The sequence below is a fragment of the Beggiatoa leptomitoformis genome (assembly GCF_001305575.3).
GTDB lineage: Bacteria > Pseudomonadota > Gammaproteobacteria > Beggiatoales > Beggiatoaceae > Beggiatoa > Beggiatoa leptomitoformis.
Map to the genome: position 1 here is coordinate 2561630 of NZ_CP012373.2, position 15548 is coordinate 2577177.

15 protein-coding genes are annotated in these 15548 nt (G+C 41.4%); 11 read left to right on the forward strand and 4 right to left on the reverse strand.

Features of this window, described 5'->3' with window-relative positions; translation table 11 throughout:
- Positions 1 to 98: 98 nt before the first annotated feature.
- The 4 genes from AL038_RS10685 to rlmH are packed head-to-tail and all read left to right on the forward strand — an operon-like array spanning position 99 to position 3143.
- Positions 99 to 1523, forward strand: coding sequence for a hypothetical protein (locus tag AL038_RS10685; protein ID WP_062152644.1), 1425 nt, complete (start codon positions 99 to 101; stop codon positions 1521 to 1523).
- Between the two features lie 12 nt (positions 1524 to 1535).
- A complete protein-coding gene (locus AL038_RS10690) occupies positions 1536 to 1889 on the forward strand; it encodes a PilZ domain-containing protein (RefSeq protein ID WP_062152646.1) in 354 nt (117 codons plus the stop codon).
- A 6-nt stretch (positions 1890 to 1895) separates the two neighbouring features.
- On the forward strand, positions 1896 to 2666 hold the full coding sequence (locus AL038_RS10695) for a TatD family hydrolase (protein ID WP_062152648.1): 771 nt from the start codon (positions 1896 to 1898) through the stop codon (positions 2664 to 2666).
- Between the two features lie 6 nt (positions 2667 to 2672).
- On the forward strand, positions 2673 to 3143 hold the full coding sequence (gene rlmH, locus AL038_RS10700; RefSeq protein WP_062152650.1) for a 23S rRNA (pseudouridine(1915)-N(3))-methyltransferase RlmH: 471 nt from the start codon (positions 2673 to 2675) through the stop codon (positions 3141 to 3143).
- Between the two features lie 72 nt (positions 3144 to 3215).
- Here the strand turns inward: rlmH and AL038_RS10705 are convergent, their stop codons facing one another.
- Complete coding sequence (locus AL038_RS10705; RefSeq protein ID WP_083991499.1) at positions 3216 to 3878, reverse strand: response regulator; 663 nt, start codon at positions 3876 to 3878, stop codon at positions 3216 to 3218.
- Between the two features lie 357 nt (positions 3879 to 4235).
- On the opposite strand from AL038_RS10705, the gene folD reads away from it, so the two are divergent.
- Positions 4236 to 5090 (forward strand): bifunctional methylenetetrahydrofolate dehydrogenase/methenyltetrahydrofolate cyclohydrolase FolD, encoded by an 855-nt coding sequence (gene folD / locus AL038_RS10710; protein ID WP_062152654.1) that lies wholly within the window; start codon positions 4236 to 4238, stop codon positions 5088 to 5090.
- 111 nt (positions 5091 to 5201) lie between these two features.
- Here the strand turns inward: folD and AL038_RS10715 are convergent, their stop codons facing one another.
- Positions 5202 to 7829 carry an AAA family ATPase gene (locus AL038_RS10715; protein WP_062152656.1) on the reverse strand — a complete coding sequence of 876 codons (2628 nt, stop codon included), beginning with the start codon at positions 7827 to 7829 and terminating at the stop codon, positions 5202 to 5204.
- A 304-nt stretch (positions 7830 to 8133) separates the two neighbouring features.
- On the opposite strand from AL038_RS10715, the gene AL038_RS10720 reads away from it, so the two are divergent.
- Positions 8134 to 9246 carry a dioxygenase family protein gene (locus tag AL038_RS10720; protein WP_062152657.1) on the forward strand — a complete coding sequence of 371 codons (1113 nt, stop codon included), beginning with the start codon at positions 8134 to 8136 and terminating at the stop codon, positions 9244 to 9246.
- A 117-nt stretch (positions 9247 to 9363) separates the two neighbouring features.
- Here the strand turns inward: AL038_RS10720 and AL038_RS10725 are convergent, their stop codons facing one another.
- Both AL038_RS10725 and AL038_RS10730 read right to left on the reverse strand, forming a co-directional pair.
- The gene (locus tag AL038_RS10725; RefSeq protein ID WP_062152659.1) at positions 9364 to 10224 is read right to left on the reverse strand and encodes a hypothetical protein; all 861 of its coding nucleotides are present in this window, start codon (positions 10222 to 10224) and stop codon (positions 9364 to 9366) included.
- Positions 10225 to 10361: 137 nt separating this feature from the next.
- A complete protein-coding gene (locus AL038_RS10730) occupies positions 10362 to 11654 on the reverse strand; it encodes an MFS transporter (protein WP_062152661.1) in 1293 nt (430 codons plus the stop codon).
- A 215-nt stretch (positions 11655 to 11869) separates the two neighbouring features.
- On the opposite strand from AL038_RS10730, the gene AL038_RS10735 reads away from it, so the two are divergent.
- From AL038_RS10735 to AL038_RS10755, 5 genes are all read left to right on the forward strand, one after another.
- Positions 11870 to 12193, forward strand: coding sequence for a (2Fe-2S) ferredoxin domain-containing protein (locus AL038_RS10735; protein WP_062152663.1), 324 nt, complete (start codon positions 11870 to 11872; stop codon positions 12191 to 12193).
- Between the two features lie 269 nt (positions 12194 to 12462).
- Entirely contained in the window at positions 12463 to 12675 is a 213-nt protein-coding gene (locus AL038_RS10740; protein WP_062152665.1) for a hypothetical protein, read from the forward strand.
- 65 nt (positions 12676 to 12740) lie between these two features.
- The gene (locus tag AL038_RS10745; protein WP_062152675.1) at positions 12741 to 13607 is read left to right on the forward strand and encodes a DNA adenine methylase; all 867 of its coding nucleotides are present in this window, start codon (positions 12741 to 12743) and stop codon (positions 13605 to 13607) included.
- Positions 13608 to 13711: 104 nt separating this feature from the next.
- Positions 13712 to 14608, forward strand: a complete 897-nt coding sequence (gene fhcD / locus AL038_RS10750) for a formylmethanofuran--tetrahydromethanopterin N-formyltransferase (RefSeq protein WP_062152677.1) — start codon at positions 13712 to 13714, stop codon at positions 14606 to 14608.
- A complete protein-coding gene (locus tag AL038_RS10755) occupies positions 14605 to 15417 on the forward strand; it encodes a formylmethanofuran dehydrogenase subunit C (RefSeq protein WP_062152679.1) in 813 nt (270 codons plus the stop codon). Before fhcD ends, AL038_RS10755 begins: the two co-directional genes overlap by 4 nt.
- Positions 15418 to 15548 lie beyond the last annotated feature (131 nt).

Genomic DNA, 15548 nt, shown 5'->3' on the forward strand with positions numbered 1-15548 from the left:
GATTTTTACAATGGTTAAATTTTCTCCTCAACCCGCGCAAACACTATGCTATAGTTTGCCGTCTAAATAATGAATCATTGATACAACAGGGATAAACAATGAAAATTATCGCTTGTTTGACGGTATTATTGCTGTCATCGTTTAGCAGTTATGCCGCTGCCCCTTACATGAGCATTAGCGTTGCAGAAGACCTCACATTTACAGAGGAAACCTGTTTAAATGTGGCGGAAAACGTACTACAAAAAAATGGCTTTGCACAAATCAATCGAGCCAGTGGTAGCCCCACTATTTTTGCCAGTGTCCGCGATGCAAAAAATTACGGATTTAAAGCCTTAGTTCGATGTTTTACCAAAGCAGGCATTGTTAATGTTGTGGTTGTTGCTGATAATCGCGGCGATATTTTGGCAAAAGCAGATGAATTACGCCAACAAATTCAAACCCAATTAAGCCCTAGTGCGCAAACTACGGTTGAACCTATTAATAACTCCGTTACCTCTAAAACCATAGAACCTGCTAAATTACCTAATATTTTAGTCATATTGTATTCAATGCAATCCCAAACTAACGCCATAGATAATGCACAACGTTTAACCAGCAAGGGATTTGATGCGGGGGTTTATTGGGGAACTAATAACTTAAATATTGTTGCAATCACCGCACAAAATAAAAACCAAGCGGTTACTTTAAGAAATCAATTAATTAGTCAAGGACTTGCACAAAATGATGCGTTTATTGCAGACAATAGTCGTGTGCAATATCGGATTTTCCCCAATGGAACTACCCCATCTACGCTAAATAGCTCATTTGAAAACAGTGGCTTTGCCTTTGCTGATACCACCGGTTCACGTTTACTCACCTTAGACGAACTAAGCGCGCCTGAAAAAATCACGACAGCACTGTGCGAAGGGAATCGTTTATTATCCGTTAGTTATGTACAGCTACAACCCGGTAATAATCGTAATAGTTTGCGTGACACTGCCCAAAATTTTAATAATCAACGCGGGGATTTATTTCTAATTGCTGAGGGCAATACCCGTGCGGATACGACCTGTTTACTCCTCACAGATGCAGATAAAGCCGCGTTAGGCACACAACAGCCGTTAATGATGGGAGTCTATGCCAACTGTGAACGCACAGTAACCCAACGTCTAACCCAACAACGGCAACGGGCGATTAATCAATGCTGGCATTTAGCCAATGTCGGTAAAAATGGACAAATTGTCGTTGCCGAATTTCAACGGCAAAATAATGAGATGTTAGCTAGTATTGTGTATATCAGCCCGACAGAATTGGTTTTTCAAGATTATTTAGCCAACTATAATCAGTCTAGTTGCTGGCGTATTGATGACGGTTGCAAGTTTGATCCCGGTGGATTTCATGTTTATAGCGTGTTTCAATCCCCACAAACATTGCATTTAATACTCACGTGGGACGGTGCAGAAGGACAAAACGCAATGTTGTTGAAAGCGAAAAATAGTTTGTTTGAATCGGTTAAACAAGGTTATCGTTATTGGGCACAATAAAAGGATAAAAGCATGAAAAAACCTACACTTGGCGCAAAAAACATGCTAACACTGCATGTAAAAGATGAAATGATGTTATACAACTCATACTTACCTTTCTTAAAGCGCGGCGGTTTATTTTTTTCAACAGACAAAAAGTATGAATTAGGTGAAGAAGTATTTTTAAAACTCACCTTATTAAATGATGACGGCACAACCCCTGTTGCAGGTAAGGTTGCATGGATTAATCCAAAAGGCTCACCCGGCGGTCGTCCTGCGGGTATCGGTGTGCATTTTAACGAAATGGACAACGGCAAAACCCGTGAGCGGATTGAACAAGCCTTAGTCGGAATGTTAAAGTCTGAAAAACCCACTTATACCATGTAATAAAAAATGCTCGTTGACTCCCATTGCCATTTAGATTTAGTTGAAAAAATATCGCCCGATGTTTTAATTGCAAACGCCCAACAAGCGGGCGTTAGCCATTTTCTTTGTGTCGCGGTAGATTTACACAATATTCCTGCCGTGATTCAAGTTGCAGAACAACATGCAACGGTTTATGCCTCTGTCGGGATTCATCCTAATAGCGCGCGCGACAATGAACCTGATGTCGAGCGGTTAATACAACTTGCCCAACATCCTAAAGTGATTGCTATTGGAGAAACAGGCTTAGATTATTATCGCAGTGAAGGCGATTTAAGCTGGCAAAAACAACGCTTTCGTACCCACATTGCTGCCGCAAAAGCGACAGGTAAACCCCTCATTATTCACTGTCGCGAAGCAAAAGCAGATACATTGCAAATTTTGCGCGAAGAAAAAGCACATGAAGTTGGCGGTATCATGCACTGTTTTGTAGAAGATTGGGAAACAGCAAGACAAGCAATGGATATGAATTTTTACATTTCTTTTTCGGGCATCGTCACGTTTAAAACGGCAATGGATTTAAAAGCCGTTGCCCGCCAAATGCCCCTAGATTATCTGTTAGTTGAAACCGACGCGCCCTATCTTGCGCCCGTACCCTTTCGGGGCAAATTAAACCAGCCCGCCTATGTAAAACAAGTTGCTGAACATATTGCTGATTTAAAAGGCGAATCCTTTGTGAAAATTGCCAGTGTGACAACTGAAAATTTTTTCCGCTTATTCAATAAACAGATAACACATTAAACGCCGATGCAAATTCAACTCATCTGCGTAGGGCAAAAAATGCCCGATTGGGTAAATGTGGGTTATCAAGAGTATGCCAAACGTCTGCCCGCAAGTTGTAGCTTGCAACTGATAGAAATTCCCTTATTAAAACGGGGTAAAAACGCAGATATTGCCCGTTTTCAACGAGAAGAAGGCGAAAAAACCCTGTTAGCTATCGCACCGCAAGCCCATGTTGTCGCCCTAGATGAACGGGGGCAGGCATGGAACACCCCACAACTATCAGAACACCTTGCCCATTGGATGCAAACAGCGCGAACAGTTGCCCTGCTTGTTGGTTCGCCTGAAGGACTCGCGCCTGCTTGCCTACAACGTGCGCAACAACGCTGGTCTTTATCTGCCCTAACCCTCCCACATCCTTTAGTACGGATAGTGGTTGCTGAACAGATTTATCGGGCATGGAGCATGTTACAAAATCATCCTTATCATCGGGCATAAATAAGTAATATTACATTGATTTAGATGAATAAAATTATTTAAACTGCTGGTGTCCCTGTTGCGCCTAGAAATCTAATGAAATAAATCCTCATTCAACAAATTATCTAAAATCACCCGTATCATTTTCGTCCCTGCATCTTCTATCTGAGCCGCATTTTCATAAATTTCAGCGGGTGAAATAACATGATTATGACTGGCAAGATATTTCGCTGTATCAGTTACCCGTTGTAAATGCGGAAATAATTCATTAGCCGCCGTGTTGCGAAACAAATGTAATAATTGATTACGTTGATGGAGCTGTTTATTTTTTTCTAATAATTGCTTTTGTAACCGACTGATATGCAGATGTGTATTAACCCGCGATAAAACCTCATCCCGTTGAATAGGCTTACACACATAATCAACAGCACCCACTGCAAAACTTTTGACTTTACTTTCTGTATCCGCTAACGCAGTAATAAAAATAACAGGAATATCAGCCGTTTCAGCATAAGATTTTAACTGGCGACACGTTTCAAAACCATCCATACGGGGCATCATGACATCTAACATAATAATGTCGGGTTTACTCATATAACGCACTAATTCTAACGCTTCTTCACCTGTTAATGCTGCCATGATTTCCATGCCAGCACCTTCAAAACATTCAGATAATAAAGCGAGATTTTCCGCTATATCATCGACAAGTAAAATGGTTGTTTGTTCTTTATTATCGGTTTTCATCGTGTTTAGCATTTGCTGTGATACCTGTTAAATACTTAGCGGTTTATCCATTGTTATCATAAAACTTAAATTCTGTTATCTTTTAATTTGGTTAATTCTGAAAATGTGATGCGAGTGCCAAAGAAATTATAGTGTGGTCGTGCTTATTTTGTGTTGAAGTCCAATCACGTTAGCGATTGAATAAATCTATAAATAGCGCAAGCCATTTTATTTCATCAGCAATTTTTGTTTATTTTCTCCTTGTAAATGCCTGTCTAACGCTTTCAAATGGGTTCTCACGTCCTAATCAATGCTAAAATCACAGAATAGCGTTTTTGATGACTTCTTGTTTACCCTTCAATTAAAATCCTCGTTCCCTAACTTAAAAAAATGACTGCAAAAATTCTTGATGGTAAAGCCGTAGCTGCTGAGTTACGCGAACACATTGCCCAGCGCGTTCAACAGCGTTTAGCCCAAGGACTGCGCGCCCCCGGTTTGGCCGTTGTCTTAGTAGGGCAAAACCCCGCCTCTTTAGTCTATGTTCGTAATAAGCGTAAAGCCTGCGAACAATTAGGCTTTGTAACCAAAGATTACGATTTACCTGCGACGACCACACAAACAGAATTGCTAACTATTTTAGACAGCTTAAATGCTGACTCAAATATTGATGGCATTCTTGTTCAATTGCCATTACCTGCCCATATAGACCCAAATGTTATTATTGAACACATTGCACCGCATAAAGATGTCGATGGTTTCCATCCTTATAACATTGGACGACTCGCACTTAAAATGCCACTGCTACGCCCCTGCACACCTAAAGGCGTAATGACGCTATTGGCAAAAACAGGCGTAGAATTAGCGGGTTTACATGCTGTTGTCATTGGACAATCTAATATTGTTGGTCGTCCAATGGCATTAGAACTGCTCGCCGCCCGTTGCACAGTAACCATTTGCCACAGTCGTACACGTGACCTTATTAATCAAACACGCCAAGCAGATGTTTTAGTGGTTGCTGTTGGGCAGGCGGAATTGGTAAAAGGGGATTGGATTAAACCTGATGCTATTGTGATTGATGTTGGCATGAACCGTTTAGACAATGGCAAACTAGTTGGCGATGTTGCGTTTGCCACATGCCAAGCTCATGCCAGTTGGATTACACCCGTCCCCGGTGGGGTAGGGCCGATGACAATTGCAAGTTTGTTAGAGAATACCTTAGAAGTTGCCGAGTTAAGCAAGACCTAGGCAAATGTAGGGTGCGTTAGGTGCGTATTTTCGCACTGTAGCGCACCGCGCATCAAACTCAACTCACTGAATGAAAAACAAATAATAGCTTGTAATTTATTGATATAATTATTATTTTTCTGGTAAATCTACCCGCTCTAATTGATACAATAAGGTTTTATCCATAATGTGATTTTCTACTAAGCGATTGTTTTGATTTACTATCATATCCTCCAATAAATTCCGCACATCGCGGGCATTACCAAAAGTTTCACTCGTATTGGTTTGCCATTGTTTAAATATATTTTGTAACTGCGTTAATAAGTCAGTTGCAATCGTTAAATGTTTTTCTGTTGCCATTGCTTGAAAAATTGCCAGCATTTCTGTCGCGGTATAATTTTCAAAAAATACATGCCCTATAAAGCGGGAAGGTAAACCGGGGTTGCTGTTTAAAAAGGTTTTAATGCTTTCAGGATAGCCTGCGACAATAACGCATAAACGATGACGATAATTTTCCATGTCTGCAACTAAGGTTTGTACTGCCTCTTTGCCAAATTCGTCTTCGTTACTTTCAATAAGTTGATAAACTTCATCGATAAACAATACCCCGTCTAAACTGTTTTCAATCACACGTCGAGTTTTTAACGCCGTTTCGCCTAAATAAGAGCCAACTAAATCGGCGCGTGTCGCTTCAATTAATTGCCCTTGTTTTAAAATACCTAAGGCTTTGAATACACGTCCCATATATCGCGCCATCATGGTCTTACCAGTGCCGGGATTACCGCTAAATACGTAATGTCCCGCGACAATATGCGCAGCTTCTCCACGCAGTTGTTGGACTTTAATCGCGTTGATTAAACCCCGTATAGTTTGTTTAACTTGTTGTAGTCCAATAAGTTTATCAAGTTCAGCCAGTAAGGTTTTAATATTATGTCCATCTTGTGCATCTAAATAAGCACGCATATTCTCAGGAATATCGGCAAGGCTTAGGGTAAACCGTTGTTGTTTATCATTTTCTGTTCGTACACGCATAATGCGTTGTTCGTCTAACATTTGGTAAAAATTTAATACATCACCTGCATTGCCAAAATTTTCGGGATTGCGGGCTTGATACCAGTTATGAAATAAAAGCGGCAGTTTTTCTTGTAATTCAGGGGCTAAGTAACGATGTTCTCGAGCAACCTGTTGAGTAAAAATAGTTTGTAATGTCTCGGGCGAATAGTCGGGAATGGTGAGCATATTGCCCTCTCCAAAACGTCGGCGTAGTCCGGGATTTGTGTTTAAAAACTGTTCTATTCGTTGTGGATAGCCCGCGATAATGACGGCAAATTTACCCACATGGTTAGACATTGCTTCCATAATTGTTTCAATGGCTTCTCGCCCAAAATCATGTTCTCCCCCTTCTACAAGCCGATAAGCTTCATCAACAAATAAGACTCCCCCCATCGCGTCAGCGATTTTTTGCGCAGTTTGAATGGCGGTTTGTCCAACATAGCCTGCGACTAAATCTTCTCGTGAGGCTTTGACAACATGCCCCAGTTCTAATAAACCCGCTTCGCGGTAAATTTCTGCAATGAGGTAGGCAACGGTGGTTTTTCCTGTTCCGGGATTACCTTTTAATACAACGTGTAACATAGCCGTTTTTTCAGATAGCGCGACAACGGGCAAGAGTCGGGTGACACCAGATTTAAGATTGCTTTCTTCATGAATTTCTTGTGTATTTAGGCGTTCTTGCTCGCGGGCTAGTAGTCGTTCCATTTTTTGTAACACAATTTCTAGTCCGTGCATTTGCCGCAGCCGTTCAATGGCGGGCTTTTGTGCGGTTTGTTTGGCAAGTTGTTTTAAACTTTTCGCGCTTAAATCTTCGGCAGTAGAAAGTTGATAACTTAATGATTTTAACGATTGTCCTTTGGTGCAAAGTTGGCGCGTAATGGCTAATACAGCAGCAGGAAGCAGTTGCCAATCGGTGAATAGTTGCCGTTTTAGTCGCCAATAGTGGAGTAAATTCAATACTTCATCTTGGCGCGGTGAGCCTAGCGAAATCACGCGCTTTGAGGGGGTATTATCTTTATCAAAGAATTGGTTAAGTAAAAAATGCCATTCGTTTTGTTCCAAAACCATGCGGATATTTTGTGGATTGGTATCAGGCAGGATGAAAAGGCACAGGTTATGATTGGTTGAGGGCAGTTGTCCGAAACGGGTGAGCATTGCCGCCATTGTGCGCTGGGCGGTTACGTCAAAATGGACGATGAAATCAATGCCATCGGTAAAAATAATAGCTGTTTTTGGTTGTTCCTCTTGCATACAGTGGGAGATAAAACCGACTACATCGGTATCTGACATGCGTCCTAGTTGTAAGGAGCTGTAAGTAATTGTTTGTTTCATTGGGGGTAATGCGGGGTTTGATATGGGTTCTTGCTCGTCACTGGTGCGGGTATGTAAGCGTTGCAAGCCAATGGGTCCTGCGCATAGTTTGCTGGGTTGGCGGGGACGAGGGGCATTGGGTGTTGCGGTTTTTTCTGCGGTGGCATGGGGACTACTGGCATGACGCGATTGAAAATCATGAAAGTAAATTTTTTGTCGTCCGTTATAAAAAATAATTCTTTTATATTCTAGTTGTTGTAGGTGATAAAACAGCATTTCTTCTAGGGTATATATCCCTAGCTGTGGTGGACAAAATTCATCATCAGTATGCCCATGGAGAAAGAAAAACCGTTCGTAAGCATTATGAAAATAGCTGGGCGTTATCGGGTTTGACATAAAAAATATCCTTGCTTGAATTCAGCTTTTAATCGATTTTTATTGGACACTGCCAAAGATTTTAATGCCCGCCGTGCATAGTCGCTATATCATGCAATTTTTTAATAGAAATAAATATTTAATTTTATTAAAAATATAAACCAAGAACAAACATCCTGCTTGTCTGTTTAGCATCACCAAAAATCTTTCACATTTTCCTCAAATTTTCCCCACATTTGTACATCATTATTTGTATCAAACAAGGGTAGAAACAGTTTATGTTGCCACAGTTACCCTAATCGTCTGTAATAGTGAGGAATATATCATGTTTGATGCACTTAGAACCGAATCAGCCAGCCTGACCCGTCGTACACTGTTACGCACTCTTGGTGTATTAGGGGCATTACCCTTGACGGGGTATGGATTACGCAATTTACTGACAGCATCGCAAGCGGCTGATATTAATTCTTTATGTATCTTGTCCCCAACAAAAACGGAAGGTCCTTATTGGATTGATGAGCATTTAAATCGTGCTGATTTAACCACAGATACAACACGCGCCTCTGTTTTGCAGGGTTTACCTTTTACCTTGGCAATTAATGTTATTAACGCTAGTTCTAGTAGCTGTTCAGTCGCACAAAATGTGCAAATTGACGTATGGCACGCGGACGCAGCGGGCGAATACTCTGATGTTTCTGGGAATGGGCAAACCAGCACAGTTGGACAAACCTTTTTACGGGGTTATCAAGTAACGGATGCCAGTGGTTTAGTCACGTTTAAAAGCATTTATCCCGGCTGGTATCGTGGTAGAACGCCACATATTCATGTTCGTGCGCGGGTTTTTGATGCCAGTGGTAACACAACTTATAACTTTACAACGCAACTCTTTTTTGATGATGCGGTAACGGATGTTGTTTATGCTAACGCACCTTATAACACGCGCGGTACACGCGACACCCGCAACGCAACTGATATGCATTATTTGGATGGAGATAGTTCCAACTTACTATTATCTTTAGAAAAAACCAGTGATGGATATGCTGGCGTTGCATCCGTCGGTTTATCTGGCTTACCTGATAGTGTAGTTAGTGATGTGTTTGATGTGACTACCAGCGCGACGGGTACAACCAACAGTTTAAGCCTAACGGGAACATTGCAAGTGCCAAGTAAAGATGTTGGAACTTATGGCAGTATTTATGTTGCGGCACAAGTAGGAGACGTTTGGTATGTCCACGATAAGACAAGCTGGGTTCCTTACACAGATGATTTTCCTGCGTATTCTAGTGGCACATTAGCCAGCACTCACGCACTTAATATTTTGTCGGGTATTAATGCGGCGGCTTTATGTGGTGCGGCTATTTATGCGGGATATGGTCAAAACGTACAAGATATGTTGCAAAAAAACCAGTATAAAAAAGTTTATACCGTTTGTCAGTAATCATTTAATTCGTTGTTAATCCTGAAGGTTAGTCACCGCAGAACCCGTTATCCTTTCAAGATAATGGGTTCTTATTTATTTGAACCAGCAAATATAGGACGTGTTACGACGAGAAATTTAATTACAAAAGGTTGGGTTGTAGGTATAAACAAAGTTAGTTTTTGTCATTGCATTTGTTGCTTGCCATGTTGTCATGGTTTGCATCGCTTCAAATAACACTTTTGCCCGTGTCACCACATTTTGTGAATAATCCCCGTTTGCATCCGCGTATTTATAAGAAATTTCTGCCGCAACAGGTGTTGTGCTAGCACTAGACAAATACCACAAGGTTAAATCAAACGTAGCGACTTTTGCCCCTAGGTCCACTGTTGCACCACTATAAACAACCTCGCTAATGCTCAATCCCCCCACTAATACCATCGCTTCGTTAGGGTCAAATTGATAACTGCTAATACCGGGAAATAAACCGATAGGGTCATCCATATTATTCAAGTTCTTACTGCTACTAATCCCTTGTGTGGTGGAATGAGAATAACTGACAACGTATGGCGCGCCTATATCTTCTTCAAACTTGGTTTCTGCACTGCTGCTACTGCCGTGCATGTCTTGATAACCAGCGACGTAACGGTCAGGGGAACGGTATTTTAAAGTTACTTCCCGTTGTCCATTTTCCACCCGTTCACGAAAAATTAGGTCATTAGTACGTAATCGGCACGTATTTGGCGTATCGTAAAATTTCACGGTGCGAACTTTATCCACCGTGAAATTACCGCTATAACTGCGGTTAATGCTAGATTGAATCAGTGCGCGTAAATCCGTCCAATATGCAGTTACCGCTACTTCAGGCGTGGTGCCATTAAATAACGTGGGGTTTAATAATAGCTTATATTCACGCGAACCGATGTCTGGAATCGCCATTGCTGTCGCACTAACAGACAATAAACCAGCGGTAACAATACCTTTAACAATTGATGTCATTCTGTCAATATCCTAAAAAGTAATAGCCTAATTGTAACTATATAATAAAATTACTATTAGCGATTTAGCCTAAGACTAAACCACACGGGGTTATAGTAACGGCAAGCAGTGACAGAACAATGTCAACCATATAAACGTTATATTTTCCGATAGGTTTCTACGACTCTCATCGCACTGATTAACGCAATGCTTGCAAATCCTAACATTAACGACATAGCTATTTGATAGTTATCAATGGTATAAATGCGGGCATCGCCATTCATCGCACCATTCCACTGGAAATCTAACAACCAGCCAAATAAGGGTTGGGTAATCGCCGCGCCTAAAAATAAACCCGTATTGACCAAACTAATTCCCATGCCTGCTAATGCAGGAGGAACAAGCTCTTTTGCAACCGTGAAAACTAAAACAAAACAGCCTGCACAAATGCCCAGTAGTAAAAATAATAAATATAAATAAGGCCCTGTTATTGTCGGATATATCCAAAAACACAGCCAAACGAATAAGTATAAAAATCCACCAAATAATAAGAGGGGTTTACGTTGTTTAATCTTGTCAGAAAGCCATCCGCCACCTAAAGCAACTAGCGCAAATGCAATTAATGCGGTTGTCGTGTAATGTGATGCAACATCACGCGAAAAATGATGAACATGACTTAAAAATGGAATTGCCCATAATCCGATAAATGCAAAAAAACTCCCTGTTAATCCCAAATGCATCCAAAACCCTGTCCATAATTCACGAATGACTAATACTTTTTTCAATTCATCAAACCAATGGCGTTGAATAGCGGCATGAGGGAGCTTGCCTTCTTGCTCACGAATGGATAAAAAGCCCGCATCTTGTGGGCGATTGCGAATCCATACTAAAGATAAAAACGCTAATAACAGAGAAAACCCACCAATTGCTACAAATACCATGCGCCATGAAAACCAATTCAACACATAAGCCAGCGGATACGCGCCTAAAATCGCGCCTACATTCCCTAAAAATAAGGTTAAACCGCTAATCGTTGCATAATATCGCTCACTAAACCACACACTATTATTTTTCATCATCCCGATAAAAATAACCGATACGCCTAGCCCCACTAAAAACCGTCCAATGCTTGCAATTTCAAACGATGGTGCAAGTCCAAATAAAATAGAACCAAGCCCCGCCACCAGCCCGCCCATACTCACCGTTAACCGCGTGCCTAACGTATCAGCCAATACGCCAGAAGGAATCTGCATAGCGGTATAAATGTAATAATACATCGCCGCCAGTGACCCCAAAGCAACCCCTGTTGTATTAAAGGTTTGCATTAAATCAGAGGCAACAACAGCAGGTGCAATACGTTGAAAAAAAACCAACATATAGGCAAAGGCTAAAATACTGTAAATCAACCAACGACGTTGATTAAAAGACAAAGAATCCCCCAAAAACAGCATATTTGTATTTCTCCTTGATGGAATAGCCTATTTATCATCTTTATTTTAATAACTGCGCTAAAAGATTGACTTATAAAAACAGTGGTAATCAATTTCTGCTTTGCGTAACATTATGCAGGACTTCATCAGAAAAAGGTGACGGGGGTTTATAACGATAACGCCAACTGAATGAAGGATTCAGCGTCAGAGCTATTTTTATTTTTTGGAGAATTGTTATGCCAAGACCACAAAAACATGTATTTGTTTGCGCCCAAAGCCGTCCTGCGGGACATCCTCGCGGTTCCTGCACCGAGCGTGGCTGTAAGCCCGTGATTGATGAGTTTTTTCGTCAATGGCAAGCCCGCAATTTATTCACAACGGTTTCTATTGCCCAATCAAGCTGTTTAGGCCCTTGCCATCTAGGCACAAGCGTTGTGGTTTATCCTGAAGGGGTAATGTATGGCAATGTAACTATTGATGATGTTAGCGAAATTTTTGAAAAACATCTCATTGGTGATGAAGTCGTTGAACGCTTAGTCGCCCCTGCTGACGCTTGGTAAGCATTAATACCCTGTCAGTTCAATTTGTGGTAGTGCGAAACTCATCAGGATTTATGATGCGTCATTATTCAATAACCGCATTATTATCCTTATCATTTTAGCACTAACCGACTATTCTTCTTCTGTTTATCAATGATAGCAAAGTACCCTTGTCAACGTTGATATAACGAATGCATTGTTTCTATCCTCATACTATAATAAGCCAACATAAAACCTGTTATTACGACAGGTTTTTTTATTAGTTATTCAAGATAATAGGTTAATATTCTGTGAAACACCGCTATTCTCCCGCTCGTCAACTGACCAACCAACGCCTAAGCCAACAAAATCGTCTTAGACAATGGTGGATGATGAGTTCTAACCAATCTAAAGATTCCATCGCCACATCTAATCAAGCACGTCCAGCCGTTGCTATTTTCCACGCAGAAAATACAGATGCAACACTGAATGAACCCGCCCAACTTTTAACACCACACGACTAAAAACCGTGTATTAAGACCTTGTTAGCTTTTGCCCTGCAAGGTCTGCTGTGGATTCCATCACCTTCATGACAAACAAACACAGCGCGACCGCTAGCCACATTAAGCCATTTATTAAATGGGTTGGTGGAAAAAGAGGGTTGCTTGACGAGCTTTTAAAAAGATTACCCCAACACTTCAATCATTATTTTGAACCCTTTGTCGGGGGAGGCGCGTTGTTTTTCGAATTGCGTAAACGCGGCGTTTTGACGGGAAAAAATACTTATCTTTTTGATAAAAACGCAGAGTTAATTAACGCTTATCAAACCGTACAACAAAATCCTGACGCGCTGATAACCCAATTACAACACTTTCAAGAACAACATTCAGCCGAATTCTACAGCGATATCCGTGCATTAGACCGACAATCTACATTTGCAAGCCTTACAACAGAAATGCGCGCTGCACGTTTTATTTACCTCAATAAAACCTGTTTTAATGGACTTTATCGCGTCAACAAACAAGGTTTTTACAATGTCCCTATGGGTAACTATGCAAAACCTGCCATTTGTGACGCTGAATTACTCCTCTCTGCTCACCAAGCATTAATAGGCGTAACGGTTTTGCACGCAGACTATTCACATGTCGCACAATTAGCAAAAAAAAACGATTTTATTTATTTTGACCCCCCTTATTACCCGCTCAGCACAACCTCAAATTTCACCGCGTATAATCAACATCTCTTTTTAGACGAACAACAAAAACAGCTTTTTAACCTTTTTAAACAATTAGATAATAGCGATTGTCTCTTAATGCATTCTAATTCAGATACCCCTTTTATGCGAGAACTCTATAAAATTTACTACACTGACACAGTGCAAATGCACCGTTTTATTAATAGTAAAAAAGAAGGACGGGGCAAGATTAACGAAGTGATAATTAGAAATTATCAATAATATTAACGTACTAATTAATTTAGCTATTCAAGTGAAACACCTTAACGAAAGGGGATAGCTAAAACTAGGTAGTGCGTTAAATAAAAAACACTAAAGGAACGTGAATGGAAATTAATGGCGTACAAATAGATGAAACTTTTGCGGAGGCTTTTCCCATGAAAGCTACCCGCTTAATCGTAACAGCGCATAACCTCAAATGGGCTTACACCGCCGCCCAAGCAATGACAGGCTTTGCAACTTCGGTGATTGCTTGCGGATGTGAAGCTGGTATCGAGTGCGAATTGAGCGCGGACGAAACCCCTGATGGGCGTGTTGGTGTGTCGATTCTGCTGTTTACCATGTCATCCGACAAACTGATTAAACAAATTCAAAATCGGGTTGGACAATGTATTTTAACGTGTCCTAGCACTGCCTGTTTTGCAGGGATTTACACGGATAAACGCGCGCCATTAGGAAAAAACCTGCGTTATTTTGGTGATGGCTGGCAAATCTCCAAAGTTATCGGTGGTAAACGCTATTGGCGCATTCCCGTGATGGAAGGCGAATTTCTCTGCGAAGAAACCACAGGTATTGCACCTGCTATCGGAGGGGGGAACTTTCTAATTCTCGCGGCTAGTCCTGTACAAGCCCTTACAGCGAGTGAACACGCGATTGAGGCAATGCGCAAGGTTGAAGGCGTGATTATGCCTTTTCCGGGAGGCGTTGTGCGCTCTGGCTCTAAAGTCGGCTCTAAATACAAAGGCTTAATTGCATCCAGCAATCAGGCATTTTGCCCGACGCTCAAAGGACAAGTAAAAAGTGAACTAGATAGCGCGGTTGGCTCCGTGTTAGAAATCGTGATTGATGGTCTAACGGATGCTGCAATCAGTAATGCTACCCGTGCAGGCATACAAGCCGTATGCGATTTAGGTAAGGCAAATGGTGTGTTACGCATCAGTGCGGGAAATTATGGTGGTAAATTAGGCCCTTATCATTTCCACTTGCGGGAGATTATGCAATGAATCCATTAACCTTTACTTTAAAAACCAGCCTACAACAACGGCTTGATTTATCTGCATTAACTCCTAGCACGTTACAAGATAAAAGTCTGAGTGACATCAACGCATTAGAATTGCCTTATGGGAATCGTCTTTTACGTGTCGATGCGGTTTTTGATGTCGTGGGTGATGATGCACAACAGATTATTTTTAATGCTGATTGTAATAAATTAGACCACATTGGTGCAGGATTAACGGGTGGTACGATTGAAATTCAGGGGTCTGTTGGTGCGTACTTAGGGCGTGATATGCGTCAAGGCACAATAAAAGTCTTTGGAAATACGGATGTTTATGCCGCAGCAGGAATGAGAGGCGGAGAGATATTTATTCAGGGTAATGCAGGCGATTTTCTGGGTGCTGCGCGCGCGAGTGAACGGCAAGGAATGCGGGGGGGGCGGGTAATAGTCACAGGCAATGCAGGACACCGTGTAGGCGACCAATTACGGCGGGGGATTATTGTGATTGAGGGCGATGCAGGGGATTATTGTGCCTCTCGCATGATTGCAGGCACGATTGCTGTGTTTGGGCAAGCGGGTCGTTATTTAGGGTATGGAATGCAACGGGGAACGGTGGTTTTATCTCGCCCGCCTGCGCATTTACCTGCAACGTTCAACGATTGTGGTAAACATGAATTATTGTTCTTACGGTTATTAGGAAAATCATTGCAATACCCGAATTGTCGTATTCCGTCCACGTTATTTTCCGCACCTGTACAACGCTTTGCAGGCGATTTAGCAACCATAGGCAAAGGTGAAATTTTAGTAGCAGGATGATGTTGCCTAATGTAGATTTTTGTTTTTAGCAGGATGAAAGATGGCGGATATAGCTAACGCAACTTAAAAAGCAGCTTAATGTAGGGTGGAATAGCGTAGCGTATTCCACCATAAAACGCCAAAAATAGCTG

What these genes read in the sequence shown, in the direction of transcription:
- AL038_RS10685 (WP_062152644.1), top strand. Translation starts at nt 99, where the DNA reads ATGAAAATTATCGCTTGTTTGACGGTATTATTGCTGTCATCGTTTAGC.
- AL038_RS10690 (WP_062152646.1), top strand. Translation starts at nt 1,536, where the DNA reads ATGAAAAAACCTACACTTGGCGCAAAAAACATGCTAACACTGCATGTA.
- AL038_RS10695 (WP_062152648.1), top strand. Translation starts at nt 1,896, where the DNA reads ATGCTCGTTGACTCCCATTGCCATTTAGATTTAGTTGAAAAAATATCG.
- rlmH (WP_062152650.1), top strand. Translation starts at nt 2,673, where the DNA reads ATGCAAATTCAACTCATCTGCGTAGGGCAAAAAATGCCCGATTGGGTA.
- AL038_RS10705 (WP_083991499.1), bottom strand. Translation starts at nt 3,878, where the DNA reads ATGCTAAACACGATGAAAACCGATAATAAAGAACAAACAACCATTTTA.
- folD (WP_062152654.1), top strand. Translation starts at nt 4,236, where the DNA reads ATGACTGCAAAAATTCTTGATGGTAAAGCCGTAGCTGCTGAGTTACGC.
- AL038_RS10715 (WP_062152656.1), bottom strand. Translation starts at nt 7,829, where the DNA reads ATGTCAAACCCGATAACGCCCAGCTATTTTCATAATGCTTACGAACGG.
- AL038_RS10720 (WP_062152657.1), top strand. Translation starts at nt 8,134, where the DNA reads ATGTTTGATGCACTTAGAACCGAATCAGCCAGCCTGACCCGTCGTACA.
- AL038_RS10725 (WP_062152659.1), bottom strand. Translation starts at nt 10,224, where the DNA reads ATGACATCAATTGTTAAAGGTATTGTTACCGCTGGTTTATTGTCTGTT.
- AL038_RS10730 (WP_062152661.1), bottom strand. Translation starts at nt 11,654, where the DNA reads ATGCTGTTTTTGGGGGATTCTTTGTCTTTTAATCAACGTCGTTGGTTG.
- AL038_RS10735 (WP_062152663.1), top strand. Translation starts at nt 11,870, where the DNA reads ATGCCAAGACCACAAAAACATGTATTTGTTTGCGCCCAAAGCCGTCCT.
- AL038_RS10745 (WP_062152675.1), top strand. Translation starts at nt 12,741, where the DNA reads ATGACAAACAAACACAGCGCGACCGCTAGCCACATTAAGCCATTTATT.
- fhcD (WP_062152677.1), top strand. Translation starts at nt 13,712, where the DNA reads ATGGAAATTAATGGCGTACAAATAGATGAAACTTTTGCGGAGGCTTTT.
- AL038_RS10755 (WP_062152679.1), top strand. Translation starts at nt 14,605, where the DNA reads ATGAATCCATTAACCTTTACTTTAAAAACCAGCCTACAACAACGGCTT.